We start from the raw sequence: 13,272 nt of genomic DNA, 5'->3' as shown, positions 1-13,272 counted from the left end.
TCAGCCGGCGAGCGGCGCCTTCAGCGACGCGCGTACGGCGTACCGCTCCCCCGCCACGTCGACCTCGAAGACACTCGCCTCGAGCCAAGCCGTGGTGACCGGGCCGTCCGAGCGCAGGTAGGCGAGGCCGACGCAGGAGCCGACGGTCGCACCCCAGGCAGCGCTGGTGACCTGGCCAGCAGGCATGCCGTCGCGCAGCACCAGCTCGCCTCCCCACAGCATCGGCTCCGGTGAGTCGACGACGAACGACACCAGCCGACGCCTCGGACCGCCCTCCGCGAGCGCCGCTCGGTGTGCCTCCAGCGCGGCGCGGCCCAGGAAGTCCTTGTCGCCCCTCAACGCCGTCGCGAAGACCAGGCCCGCCTCGACCGGGCCGAAGTCCGGCGTGAGCTCGCGACCGAAGGCGCGGTAGCCCTTCTCCAGGCGCATCGACTCGATCGCGTAGTAGCCGGCGTCGGTCGCGCCGCCGGACGAGATGGCGTCGTACACCGCACCAGCGGCGTCGACCGGGACCATCAGCTCCCAGCCGAGCTCGCCGACGTAGGTCATCCGGGTGGCTCGTACGGTCGCGCCGGCGAGCGTGATCTCGCGCGACGTGGCGAACGGGAAGCCCTCCTCGGAGAGGTCGGCGTCAGTCAGCCCGGACAACAGGGCGCGCGATCGCGGACCCATCACGCCGAGGACGGCATGGTCCTCCGTGATGTCGCGCGCACGTGCGCCGTGGCGACGCAGCCAGTCGAGGTCACGGACCGTGGTGGCCGAGCTCGAGACCAGGAGGAACGCGTCGGGACCGGTGCGGGTGACGGTCAGGTCGGCCTCGTAGGTTCCCCGCTCGTTGAGGAACGGGGTGTAGACGCAGCCGTCGACCGGCACGTCGACGTCGGCGGCGCAGATCCACTGGAGGGCCTCGAGCGCGTCAGGGCCGTCGACGACGTACTTCGAGAACGACGTCTGGTCGAAGACCGCGACGTCCTCGCGGGTGGCGCGCTGCTCGCCCGCCGACCACGGCAGCCACGACGGCTTGCCCCAGGAGTAGTCGAGCGAGGGGCCGAGGACGTTCGGCCTCTCCCACCCCATCCGGGTGCCGAAGAGCGCTCCGGCGGCGGCCAGCCGGTCGTACAAGGGCGAGGTGCGCTGGGGTCGGCCGGTCTCGAGCTCACGGTTGGGCCACGGCACGGCGTAGTGGAGGCCGAGCACCTCGGCGACCCGCGACCGGAGCCAGCGGTTGTCGGCCTGGAACGGCGCGAAGCGGCGTACGTCGACCCCGACCAGGTCGTCCTGCGGCTCCCCCGCCACGATCCACTCGGCCAGCGCTCGTCCGGCGCCACCGGCAGAAGCGATCCCGACCGAGTTGAAGCCGGCAGCGACGAAGAAGCCCGCCAGCCCGGGGGCCTCACCGAGCAAGAACTGGTTGTCGGGGGTGAACGACTCCGGGCCGTTGTAGAACTTGCGGATCCCGGTCTCCTCGAGCGCGGGGATCCGGAGCAGTGCCTCGTCCATCAGCACCGAGAAGTGCTCCCAGTCCTCGGGGAGCAGCTGGAACTCGAAGGGGTAGGGCAGGTCGTCGGGCGAGCGCCACGGCTTGGCCTCGGGCTCGAAGCCGCCGACGACCAGACCGCCCGTCTCCTCCTTGAAGTAGGTCCACCCGTCCGGGTCACGCATGATCGGCAGGTCGGGATGGGTCCCTGGCACCGACTCGGTCACGACGTAGAAGTGCTCCGCAGAGTGCAGCGGGATCGTCACGCCGACCAGGTCCCCCAGCGCCTTGGCCCACTGACCAGCGCAGTTGACGACGACCTCCGTCTCCACGTCGCCCTGGTCGGTGCGGACGCCGGTGACGCGACCGTCCGTGACGTCGAAGCCGGTGACCCGGACCCGCTCCACGATCCGCGCGCCGCGCATCCGGGCGCCCTTGGCGAGCGACTGGGTGACGTCGGCAGGGTTGACCTTGCCGTCCCCGGGCAGCCAGATCGCACCGAGCAGGTCGTCGACCTGCATCGGCGGCCACAGCTCCCGCGCGCGCTCGGGCGAGACCAGCTCGCACTCCATGTCGTACGCCGTGGCGTTGGCCGCCGTACGCCGCAGCTGGACCATCCGGTCCTCCGTGCGCGCGACGATCACGCCACCGACGTTGCGGTAGCCCGTCGCCAGCCCGGTCTCGGCCTCGAGCGCGGAGTAGAGCTCGGCGGAGTACTGCACCAGCCGCGTGCCGCTCTCCGAGGCTCGCAGCGGTCCGACGAGTCCGGCCGCGTGCCACGTCGTGCCGCACGAGAGCGTGCCCTGCTCGAGCAGCAGCACGTCGGTCCAGCCGAGCTTGGTCAGGTGGTAGGCGACCGATGTGCCGATCACCCCGCCGCCGACGATGACCACCTGGGCGCGCGTAGGAAGGTCAGCCACGAGCGACATCCTCCAGCAACCCCGTGAGGTGTGGACCGCGGAAGGTCGCCACCGCCTTCTCGTAGCGCTCCATCCCCCAGCCGTTGAAGTCGTAGTCGATCGGGCTCGCGGCGGCCTGGATGAAGCCCCACAGCGACCAGCCGTACTCGCTGACGAGCATCTGCAGGCGCACCCGGGCCAGGTCGCCGCGAGTCGGACTGCCGAAGTAGGCCGCGGTGTAGGCCTCGACCTGTTCGGCGGCGAAGTCACACTCGGTCGCGGTGTTGCCGAGCTCGAAGCAGGCGTCGTTGTTGCCGGAGTACTCGTAGTCGATCAGCGCGCAGCGGCTGCCGTCGTCGATGAAGTTCGCGGCGAGCAGGTCGTTGTTGCACGGCACGGTCGGCCCGGGCGCGACAGCCAGCGCGCGGCGTACGTCCTCCCAGGCGTCGGCGTGGTCGAGGTAGCCGCTCGGCAGGCCGTAGCCGTGCTCCTGGACGGTCGCGAGGTACGCCGCTCGCCGCGCGAACATGTCGAAGTCGCCCTGGAACCGCGGGCCGGCGTGCAGCGCGCGGGTCGCGGACGCCGCACGACCGAGCACGCCCGGATCGGTGAAGTCGGCGTTCTCCAGCGACCGCCCTCCCAGGAAGCCGATGACGAGCATCGACAGGTCCGGGCGGTACTCCACGACCGGGGCTCCCACCCCGGCGTCGTACGCCGCGGCGGTGTTGAAGGCCTCGGCGTCGCGGTCGATGCCGAGCAGCGTGGCGTCACCCTGCGACCAGCGCACCACGACGTCGAGGCCGTCGTCGTCCGTGACGTGGAAGTTGCGGTTGGTCAGGCCGCCCGGCAGGTCCTGGACGCGCCAGGACCGCCCCGCCAGGGTGACGAGGCGGTCCAGCGGCGCTGCGTCAGTCACTCAGTCGTCGAACGCCTCGATGACGGCTTGGTCGATCGTGTGCTTCGGACCGGTGAACCACTTCTTCGCCGACAGCTGCCACCAGATCGTCACGAGCAGGAGCGTGCCGAACGTCAGGATGGGGGCGTAGTTGACGAACTTCCACTCGAACGCGTCGCTGAAAATCCAGCCCGACGGGTAGAGCGGGAGGATGAAGTAGATGCAGATGACCACGATCTCGATGACCGCGACGAGGTTCATCCACTTGTACTTCGACCCGTTGTTCCACGACCCGGCCTGGAACGCGTCGCCCATCTTCCAGCGCAGGTAGATCGGGATCGCGAAGGACAGGTAGAGACCGATGACGGCGACCGAGACGACGGCGTAGAACGCGGTCGGCAGGATGATCGGCGCGTCCGGGGTGCCGAAGTTGACCTCGATCAGCGCCGGCAGGGTGATCAGCACACCGATGGTCGCGACCAGCAGCACGGCGTTCGCCGGCACCCGGGTGCGGGTGACCTTCGACCACATCGCCGAGCCGGGGATCGCGCCGTCGCGGGAGAACGCGAACGTCATCCGGGACGCGCTGGTGAGGCAGGCGACCGTGCAGAAGAGCTGGCCCGCCGCCGAGATCGCGATCACGACCGTGTGCCAGGAGTCGCTGAGCGCCTGGCCCAGGATCACGTCGGAGCCGTAGAGCCCCACGTTGACGCCGTCGGTGACACCCTGCTCGTCCTTCACGGCGAAGAGGAGCGCCAGCAGCAGGATCCACCCGCCGACGGCGGAGTAGAAGATCGAGCGCCAGATGCCCTTGGCCGCCGACTTCGACGCGGCCTCGGTCTCCTCGGAGAGGTGCGCCGAGGCGTCGAAGCCGGTGATCGTGTACTGCGTGAGCAGGAAGCCGAGCGGCAGCACCAGGAACCAGAACATCATCGAGCTCGACGAACCGTCGTCGTAGCCGGAGTTGTTGATCCGCTCGGTCATCACCCAGTTGACGCTCTGGTGGTGGTCGGGCACCACGATCAGGATGCCGATGATCAACGCCGCACCGGCCACGTGCCACCAGACCGAGATGTTGTTGATCACGGCCAGCAGGTGGCTCGAGAAGATGTTGGCCAGCGCGGCGAGCACCATGATCACCACGAAGATGACGAAGACCCGCTGCAGGCTCCAGTTCTCCGCCCAGCTGTCGCTGATCAGGCCGAAGAGGATGTCGACGAAGTTCGCGGCGCCGTAGCCGACGGAGGCGGTCACGGCGACCAGGCCGATCCAGTTCAGCCAACCCGTGTAGAAGCCGGCCCGCGGTCCACCGAGCTTCGACGCCCACCAGTAGATGCCGCCCGACGTCGGGTACGCCGACACCAGCTCGGACATCGTGAAGCCGATGATCAGGATGAAGATCGAGATGACCGGCCAACCCCACGTGATGGCGATCGGTCCACCGTTGCTCCAGGCCTGACCGAACGTCGTGAAGCAGCCGGCCAGGATCGAGATGATCGAGAACGAGATGGCGAAGTTGGAGAAGCCGGACCACGAACGGTTGAGCTCCTGCTTGTACCCGAGTTTGGCCAGGTGCTTCTCGTCGTCGGTCAGCTCCGCGGTCGGGTGAGCCGGGACCGGCTCGTGCGCTTCAGGCATTGCGACACACCTTCCAGGGGCGATCGTGCGAATGTGAACCGGACGCTAGACCCGCGTTGATTCGGGTGTAAATACATGCTGGTAAAAATGGTATGAACTCAGACCTTTGAACGATTGACACTCCACTCCCGCGCGCCGGAAGGTTGAGCCCGTGACCGCGTCGCCCCAACCGCACCTCCCGGAGGCCGTGCTCCGCCCCGTTCGTGGGCACCACGCCTTCGAGGCCTGCGTGGAGCAGCTGGCGACCGCGATCCGGCTGGGCGTCTACCCGCTCGGCACCACGCTCCCCTCGGAGCGGGACCTGGCGGTGATGCTGAGCGTCTCCCGGGCCACGCTCCGCGAGGCGATGGCAGCCCTGCGCGAGGCCGGACTGGTCGAGACCAGGCGCGGCCGCGGCGGCGGCACCGTCGTCACCCTGAAGCCGCGGACGCCGTCGGCCCGAGCCGCGGCCCGCGTCGCGCCGGAGCGCCGCCAGGACTGGCTCGACGCGCTCGACTTCCGGCGCGTGGTCGAGCCGGGCGCCGCCTACCTGGCCGCCCACCTGCCGATGACCGACGTACGCCGCCAGCAGCTCGAGCGCGCCTACGCCGACGTCGCGGCCGCTGCCCGACCGGCCGCCCACCGCCAGTCCGACTCCCGCTTCCACCTCACCATCGCCGCGCTCAGCGAGTCGTCGAGGCTGATCGAGGCGGTCACCTCGGTGCAGTCGACACTGCACGAGATGCTGCTGGCGATCCCCGTCCTCGACACCAACATCGCCCACTCCGACCGGCAGCACGCTGCCCTGGTCAAGGCGATCCTCACCGGCGACGCCGAGCGCGCCCGCCTGGTCATGGAGCAGCACTGCGACGACACGGCTGCGCTGCTGCGCGGGCTCGTGGGATGAGTGAGCCGGATGAGTCCGACGAAGGGGACAGCGTGAGCAAGAACGACCTGCGCAACAAGCGGCACCTGACGATGAAGCAGCTCGTCGACCGGATCAACGACGGCGACATCGACACCGTCGTCGTCGCCTTCACCGACATGCAGGGACGCCTGCAGGGCAAGCGGCTGCACGCCCGCTACTTCGCGGACGTCGTCGTCCCGCACGGCACCGAGGGCTGCAACTACCTGCTCGCGGTCGACGTCGACATGAACACCGTCGGCGGCTACGCCATCTCGTCGTGGGAGAAGGGCTACGGCGACATGGAGTTCGTCCTCGACGAGCGCACCATCCGGGTGCTCACGCACCTGCCTGCGACCGCGATGGTGCAGTGCGACCTCGTCTGGCCCGACCACTCCCCCGTCGTCCAGTCACCGCGGGCGATCCTGCAGAAGCAGCTCGACCGCGCGGCGGAGCACGGCTGGCAGGCGCTGGCCGGCACCGAGCTCGAGTTCATCGCGTTCGACACGACGTACGAGGACGCCCACGACGCCCACTACCGCGACCTGACACCGGTCAACCAGTACAACGTCGACTACTCGATCCTCGGCACCACCCGCGTCGAGCCGCTGCTCCGCGCGATCCGCAACACGATGTACGACGCCGGGCTCGACGTCGAGGGCGCGAAGGGCGAGTGCAACTTCGGCCAGCACGAGATCGGCTTCCTCTACGCCGACGCGCTCACGACGGCCGACAACCACGTCGTCTACAAGACCGCCGCGAAGGAGATCGCCGCCCAGCAGGGCAAGGCGATCACGTTCATGGCGAAGTACAACGAGCGTGAAGGCAGCTCCTGCCACATCCACCTGTCGCTGCGCGGACTCGACGACGAGCTGGTGTTCTGGAAGGACGGTGCGCGCACCCCGCTCTACGACCACTTCATCGCGGGTGTGCTCGCGACGATCGCCGACTTCACGCTGCTCTTCGCGCCCAACATCAACTCCTACAAGCGCTTCGCCGACGGCTCGTTCGCGCCGACCACGATCGCCTGGGGCCTGGACAACCGGACCTGCGCCGTACGCCTGGTCGGGCACGGTGCCGGCGCCCGGATGGAGAACCGCGTCCCCGGCGCGGACGCCAACCCCTACCTCGCCCTGGCGGCGATGCTCGCCGGTGGCCTCTACGGCATCGAGCACGAGCTGCCCCTCGAGGACGAGCTCGTGGGCAACGCCTACACGTCGGGCCGTCCCAAGGTGCCCTCGACGTTGGCCGCGGCCCGCGACGCCTTCGCCACCTCGGAGATCGCCCGCGCGACCCTGGGCGACGAGGTCGTCGACCACTACGTCAACATGGCCGACGTCGAGCTGGCCGCCTTCAACGCCGCAGTCACCGACTGGGAGCTCCACCGTGGATTCGAGAGGCTGTAAGTGACCGACACGTTCACCGTCATCAACCCGGCGACGGCGTCGCCGGTGACCGACGTACACCTGGCATCCGTCGAGGAGGCCGACGCCGCGATCGAGCGCGCGCACGCCGCCTTCCCGGCGTGGAAGGCGATGGCGCCGGGCGAGCGGGCCACCGTGCTCCGCCGCTTCGCCGCCGTGGTCGACGCGCACATCGACGAGCTCGCGGAGCTCGAGGTGCGCAACGCCGGGCACACCTGGGGCAACGCCCGCTGGGAGGCCGGCAACGTCCGCGACTGCCTCAACTACTACGCCGGGGCGCCCGAGCGGCTCTTCGGCCAGCAGATCCCGGTCGCCGGCGGCATCGACGTGACCTTCCACGAACCGCTGGGCGTCGTCGGCATCATCGTGCCCTGGAACTTCCCGATGCCCATCGCCGGCTGGGGCTTCGCGCCCGCGCTGGCCGCCGGCAACACGGTCGTGCTCAAGCCGGCCGAGCTCACCCCGCTGACGGCCATCCGGCTCGGCGAGCTCGCGCTCGAGGCCGGCCTGCCCGCCGACGTGCTGACCGTGATCCCGGGCAAGGGGTCGGTCGTCGGTGAGCGGTTCGTGACCCACGAGCTGGTGCGCAAGGTCTGCTTCACCGGCTCGACCGAGGTCGGCAAGCGGATCATGCGCGGCTGTGCCGACCAGGTGAAGCGGGTGACCCTGGAGCTCGGCGGCAAGAGCGCCAACATCGTGTTCGCGGACGCCGACATCGCTGCGGCGGCCGCCAGTGCGCCGTACGCCGTCTTCGACAACGCCGGCCAGGACTGCTGCGCCCGCTCGCGGATCCTGGTCGAGCGCTCGGCGTACGACGAGTTCCTCTCGAAGCTGGAGCCCGCCGTCAGCGGCATGCGGGTGCTCGACCCCAGCGACGAGTCCAGCGAGATGGGCCCGCTCATCTCCGCGCATCAGAAGTCGACGGTCAGCGCCTACCTCGACGAGGTGGAGGTCGCGTTCGCCGGGTCCACCCCTGGCGGCGACGGCTTCTGGGTGCCGCCGTCGGTCGTGACCGTCGACGACCCCAGCGCGCGGATCTGGCGCGAGGAGGTCTTCGGGCCCGTCGTCGCGGTGATGCCGTTCGACGACGAGGCGCACGCGATCGAGCTCGCCAACGACACGGAGTACGGCCTGTCCGGCTCCATCTTCACCAACGACCTCGGCCGCGGGCTCCGCGTCGCGCGCGGCGTCGAGGCCGGCAACCTCAGCGTCAACTCGCACTCCTCGGTCCGCTACTGGACGCCGTTCGGCGGCTACAAGCAGTCCGGCCTCGGCCGCGAGCTCGGCCCGGACGCCCCCAACGCGTTCACCGAGCTCAAGAACGTCTTCATCGCCCACTGATCCCCGGCGGTTGAGGAGGGCGCGCGGCGCCCGTCTCGAAACCCCGGAAAGCCGAAAGGAAACAGCAAGTGGCAGGACGCATCCAGGACCGGGTCGCGGTCATCACCGGCGGCTGCTCGGGCATCGGTCTGGCGACGGTGGAACGCTTCGTCGAGGAGGGCGCCAAGGTCGTCATCGGCGACATCGACGACCAGCGCGGGCACGAGCTCGTCGGCCAGCTCGGCGGCAGCGAGATCGCGACGTACGTCCACGTGGACGTCACGTCCAAGGACGAGGTCGACGCACTCTTCAAGACGGCGAAGGACGTCTACGGCTCGGTCGACATCGCCTTCAACAACGCCGGCATCAGCCCGCCGGAGGACGACTCGATCCTCGACACCGACCTCGACGCCTGGCGCAAGGTGCAGGAGGTCAACCTGACCTCGGTCTACCTCTGCTGCAAGGCCGCGCTCCCCTACATGCTCGAGCAGGGCAAGGGCTCGATCATCAACACCGCGTCGTTCGTCGCGGTGATGGGGGCCGCGACGTCGCAGATCTCCTACTCCGCCTCGAAGGGCGGCGTGCTGTCGATGACGCGCGAGCTCGGCGTGCAGTTCGCCCGCCAGGGGGTGCGCGTCAACGCGCTGTGCCCCGGGCCGGTCAACACGCCGCTCCTGCAGGAGCTCTTCGCCAAGGACGCCGAGCGTGCCGCTCGCCGGCTCGTGCACGTCCCGATGGGTCGCTTCGGCGAGCCGTCCGAGATGGCCTCCGCGGTGCTGTTCCTCGCCTCCGACGACTCCTCGTTCATGACCGCCAACACCTTCCTGGTCGACGGCGGCATCTCCGGGGCTTACGTCACGCCGCTCTGATGGTCGCTCCGGTCATCGGCCTCACCACCTACCGCGAGGAAGCGGCCTGGGGGGTGTGGCACCAGCGCGCCGACCTGCTGCCGACGCAGTACGCCGACGCGGTCGAGGCGACCGGCGGCGTACCCGTGCTGCTCGCACCGCTCGGGCTTCCGGAAGCCGCCGAGGCGGTGGTCGCGCGCCTCGACGGGCTCGTCATCAGCGGTGGGGCCGACGTCGACCCGGGTCGCTACGACGCCGAGCCGCACCCGCGCACGGCGGGCTGGCGGCCGGACCGCGACGCCTGGGAGGTCGCCCTGCTGGACGCCGCCGAGGCGATCGGGCTGCCGGTGCTGGGCGTCTGCCGGGGCATGCAGGTGATGGCCGTGCGCTCCGGCGGAGTCCTGGTGCAGCACGTGCCGGACCTGGTCGACCACGAGCAGCACTCCCCGGGCGGCGATGCCTTCGGCGCCGTCGAGGTGACGACCACCGCCGGCACCCGGGTCGCCGGGCTGGTGGGCGACCGGCTGAGCGTCAACTGCCACCACCACCAGTCGGTCGACTCGCACCCGGGCTACGACGCGGTCGCGCGCGCGGCGGACGGCACGCTCGAGGCGATGGAAGCGCCCGGTGACCGCTTCTGCGTCGGCGTGCAGTGGCACCCGGAGACGGCCGCCGACGTCGGCCTGCTCGCGGGGCTGGTGCGCGCGGCCGCGACGTACGCTGCTGCCCGATGACCCTCGTCAGTGCTCACCGCTGCCTCACGCGCGCCGACGTCGAGGCGGCGATCGCCATGGGCGCCGACTACGTGGAGTTCGACGTGCAGCGCTGCGGCGACGGGTCGCTCGTGCTGCTCCACGACGCGGTCGCCGTACCTCCGCCGGGGACGCTGACGTACGACGAGGCGCTCGACATCGTGGCCGGCCGGATCCGGCTGCACCTCGACCTCAAGGTCGTGGGCGGCGAGGTGCCGATCGTGGCCCGCGCCGTCGAGCGTCTCGGCACCGAGCGGCTGCTCGTGACCACGCTCGAGGACGACGGCGTCCGCACCGTCCGTCGGTGGGCGGTCGAGGCGGGCCACGACGACCTCCTGGTCGGGCTCTCGCTGGGCCGCGGCCTGCGCGACATCCGGGTGCTCCACGCGATCCGGATCCGGCTGACCGAGCTCTTCCCGCGGGCGCGCTACCAGGAGGCGGGCGCGAACCTCGCGGTCGCCCACCACTGGCTCGCGCGGCTGCAGGTGCGGCGCTTCGCGCGCAAGCACCGGATCCCGCTGCTGGTGTGGACCGTCGACACCGAGAAGTCGTTGGCCTACTGGATGCGGCCCGGTCGAGCCTGGCTGGTGACCACCAACCGACCCGAGGTGGCCCTCGACCTCCGGCGTCCTGACAGAATCTGACCGTGAGCGTTGGTGTCTTCGACGAGCTGGTGCCCGACGTGCTGGGTGAGCCCTACCTGGCCGAGACGATCGGGCTGCCGCCCGACGAGGAGGGTCCGGTCGTCGTCACCCTCGTCGTACGACGGGCGGCGGAGCCCACCGGCAAGGCCGTGCTCCACGTGCACGGCTTCTGCGACTACTTCTTCCACACGGACTACGCCGAGTGGTGGAACGAGCGCGGCTACGACTTCTACGCCGTCGACCTGCGCAAGTACGGCCGGTCGCTGCGTCCGCACCAGACCCCCAACTACGTGACGGACCTGCGCCAGCACTTCCCCGACCTGGACGCCGCCTTCCACCGGGTCGCCGAGCGTGACGGCCACGACCACGTCGTGGTCAGCGCTCACTCGACGGGCGGCCTGATCGCGTCCCTGTGGGCCAACGAGCGCAAGCCGGCGCTGGCCGGCCTGGTCCTGAACTCCCCGTGGCTCGACATGCAGGGCGGCCGGCTGGTGCAGGGGCTCGGCACGTCGGTGATCAAGCAGGTCGGCGCCCGGAACCCGACGAAGCTCATCCCCCGCACCGTCGGGGGCCACTACGGCCGCAGCCTCCACGCCGACCACGCCGGCGAGTGGTCGTTCAACACCGACTGGAAGCCGCTGGACTCGTTCCCGGTCTCCTTCGGCTGGATCCGCGCGATCCGGCTCGGCCACGACGAGGTGCACCGCGGCCTCGAGGTCGGCTGTCCGACGCTCGTGCTGTCGTCCGCCGGCACCCGCTGGCCCAAGGAGATGGGCGACGACGCCCACGGCTACGACATCGTGCTCGAGGTCCCGCAGATCCGGCGGTGGGCCACCGCCCTCGGCGCCCACGTCACCTACGTCGCCGTCGAGGGCGCCCGCCACGACGTCGTGCTGTCGCGTCCTGAGCCGCGCGCCCAGGCGTACGCCGAGATGGATCGCTGGATCTCGGCGTACGTCGACTGAGGCTCCGCCGCCGCCGAGTCGGAATGCGGTTTGGTCACCAACCGCAGGTGGGAGCGCGCCCAGGTTGCGGTTTGTGACCAAACCGCATCCCCCGGGGCGCCGCAGCGGTCACAATCGCGCCATGTCTCGGATGCTTCGCGTGACCCTGATCGGGCTCATGGCGCCGTTCGTTCTCATCGCTGCCGCCCAGAGCGCGCAGGCGGAGCGGTGGCATGGTGCCGACCCGGGCGGAGACGTGATCGGCAGCCACTACGACCCGGCGCCGGAGCCGTGCGGGACGTTCACCGACGTGGACGGCTCCACCGACACGAACGACGACATCACGGACCTGACCGTGCGGCACACCCGCAAGGTGGTCACGATCACCGTCGGCTTCGAGGACCTCGACCCGACGCTCGAGCAGTACCTGACGATCCATGTAGGGACGCCGCTGCTCCGCGGTTGGTCCATCGACGTGTCCCGGTCCCCGGCGGGCAAGTCCAGACCGCCCAAGGTGACGACCGACCTGTCCAAGGAGCCCAGGTTCCCGGATCCGACGGACCCGCCGGACGACCCCGACGGCTGCGGCTGGTTCACCTCGGTCATCGACGTGTCCTGTCGCCGTCTGCACACAGACGTCGATCTCGATGCCGATCTCGTGCGGGTGAGCGTGCCGCGCACGTGTCTGCGCAACCCTCCGTGGGTCCGGGTCGGCGTGACCAGCACCGGATTCGTCAACGGCGCCGACCAGACCTTCTCGGTGTTCTACGACTGGTGGGGCACTCCCGAGGAGGGCGAGTCGTCCTGGCTGCCTCCGCTCAGCCCGCCGGTGCCGGCCGGCCCGGGCCCTCAGAACGGCTGACCGTCGAACCGCTCCCGCGTCACGAAGTCCTCGACCGGGTTCCTCTTCAGCTTGGTGAGCACCTTGACCGGCTTGCCGAGCGGGAGCACCGCGGCCACGGCGTACTCCGGTGGGATGCCGAGCAGCTCCTGGACCTTCGGCTCCTGGGCGGCCGCCATCGTGGTGATGGTGCCGCCGAAGCCCTCGTTGCGGGCGGCGAGCAGGATGTTCCAGACGAGCGGGTAGACCGACGCGCCGCTGATCACCCCGACCCGGTCGAGGTCCTGGTCGGTCGAGGCCACGACACCGAGGTCGACGCAGACGACCAGGACCGCAGGGGCCTCGAGCACCGGCCCGGTGAACCGCTCGGGTACGTCGGTCGCCGCGATCTCCTCGGGCGTCGGGATCGGCGGCTCGAGGCTGTTCCACGGGCTCTGGCCGGCGCCGATCTGGGCGACGTAGCGCCGCACCGTCGGGCCGTAGAGCTCCACCAGTGCCTCGCGCGTGGCCTGCTCACGGATCACGATCACGTGGGTGCCCTGCCGGTTGCCGCCACTGGGCGCGAACCGGGCGTTGTCGAGGATCCGGTGCAGCGTCTCGTCGGGCAGGGGGTCGTCGGTGAAGTCGCGGACGGCCGGGGTCGAGCGCATCACGTCGTACAGGTCCATGGGTCGAGCCTGTCACGCCCGTCCACGCCGGGCGACCGC

Annotated in this window: 12 protein-coding genes; 8 read left to right on the top strand and 4 right to left on the bottom strand. The window is 70.2% G+C overall.

The annotated features are described in order from the left end of the window. From ABLE68_RS18875 to ABLE68_RS18865, 3 genes are read right to left on the bottom strand one after another with little or no spacing between them, the layout of a single operon-like run. Window positions 1-2,397 (bottom strand): GcvT family protein, encoded by a 2,397-nt coding sequence (locus tag ABLE68_RS18875; protein ID WP_348873472.1) that lies wholly within the window; start codon window positions 2,395-2,397, stop codon window positions 1-3. Next, window positions 2,390-3,292 carry a phosphotransferase gene (locus tag ABLE68_RS18870; protein ID WP_348873471.1) on the bottom strand — a complete coding sequence of 301 codons (903 nt, stop codon included), beginning with the start codon at window positions 3,290-3,292 and terminating at the stop codon, window positions 2,390-2,392. The genes ABLE68_RS18875 and ABLE68_RS18870 overlap by 8 nt, the downstream gene beginning before the upstream one ends. Further along, window positions 3,293-4,909: an amino acid permease gene (locus tag ABLE68_RS18865; protein ID WP_348873470.1), complete on the bottom strand. Its 1,617-nt coding sequence runs from the start codon at window positions 4,907-4,909 to the stop codon at window positions 3,293-3,295. A 151-nt stretch (window positions 4,910-5,060) separates the two neighbouring features. Between ABLE68_RS18865 and ABLE68_RS18860 the strand changes: the two genes are divergently transcribed. From ABLE68_RS18860 to ABLE68_RS18825, 8 genes are all read left to right on the top strand, one after another. Next, window positions 5,061-5,795, top strand: coding sequence for a FadR/GntR family transcriptional regulator (locus tag ABLE68_RS18860; protein WP_348873469.1), 735 nt, complete (start codon window positions 5,061-5,063; stop codon window positions 5,793-5,795). Between the two features lie 32 nt (window positions 5,796-5,827). Continuing rightward, complete coding sequence (locus ABLE68_RS18855; RefSeq protein WP_348873468.1) at window positions 5,828-7,198, top strand: glutamine synthetase family protein; 1,371 nt, start codon at window positions 5,828-5,830, stop codon at window positions 7,196-7,198. Continuing rightward, window positions 7,199-8,557, top strand: coding sequence for an aldehyde dehydrogenase family protein (locus ABLE68_RS18850; RefSeq protein WP_348873467.1), 1,359 nt, complete (start codon window positions 7,199-7,201; stop codon window positions 8,555-8,557). A 68-nt stretch (window positions 8,558-8,625) separates the two neighbouring features. Then, window positions 8,626-9,405 (top strand): 3-oxoacyl-ACP reductase, encoded by a 780-nt coding sequence (locus ABLE68_RS18845; RefSeq protein WP_348873466.1) that lies wholly within the window; start codon window positions 8,626-8,628, stop codon window positions 9,403-9,405. After that, on the top strand, window positions 9,405-10,118 hold the full coding sequence (locus tag ABLE68_RS18840) for a gamma-glutamyl-gamma-aminobutyrate hydrolase family protein (protein WP_348873465.1): 714 nt from the start codon (window positions 9,405-9,407) through the stop codon (window positions 10,116-10,118). Before ABLE68_RS18845 ends, ABLE68_RS18840 begins: the two co-directional genes overlap by 1 nt. After that, window positions 10,115-10,780 (top strand): glycerophosphodiester phosphodiesterase, encoded by a 666-nt coding sequence (locus ABLE68_RS18835; protein WP_348873464.1) that lies wholly within the window; start codon window positions 10,115-10,117, stop codon window positions 10,778-10,780. The genes ABLE68_RS18840 and ABLE68_RS18835 overlap by 4 nt, the downstream gene beginning before the upstream one ends. Window positions 10,781-10,782: 2 nt before the next feature. Then, window positions 10,783-11,745: an alpha/beta hydrolase gene (locus ABLE68_RS18830; RefSeq protein ID WP_348873463.1), complete on the top strand. Its 963-nt coding sequence runs from the start codon at window positions 10,783-10,785 to the stop codon at window positions 11,743-11,745. A 121-nt stretch (window positions 11,746-11,866) separates the two neighbouring features. After that, entirely contained in the window at window positions 11,867-12,586 is a 720-nt protein-coding gene (locus tag ABLE68_RS18825; protein ID WP_348873462.1) for a hypothetical protein, read from the top strand. On the opposite strand, the gene ABLE68_RS18820 is transcribed toward ABLE68_RS18825, so the two are convergent. Next, entirely contained in the window at window positions 12,574-13,233 is a 660-nt protein-coding gene (locus tag ABLE68_RS18820; RefSeq protein ID WP_348873461.1) for a nitroreductase family protein, read from the bottom strand. The two genes, ABLE68_RS18825 and ABLE68_RS18820, sit on opposite strands and share 13 nt — an antisense overlap. Between the last annotated feature and the right edge of the window lie 39 nt (window positions 13,234-13,272).

The sequence above is a fragment of the Nocardioides pollutisoli genome (assembly GCF_040045055.1).
GTDB lineage: Bacteria > Actinomycetota > Actinomycetes > Propionibacteriales > Nocardioidaceae > Nocardioides > Nocardioides tweenelious.
Note: the sequence above shows the minus strand (reverse complement) of the source record. Positions and strands in the feature narration are given on the sequence as shown.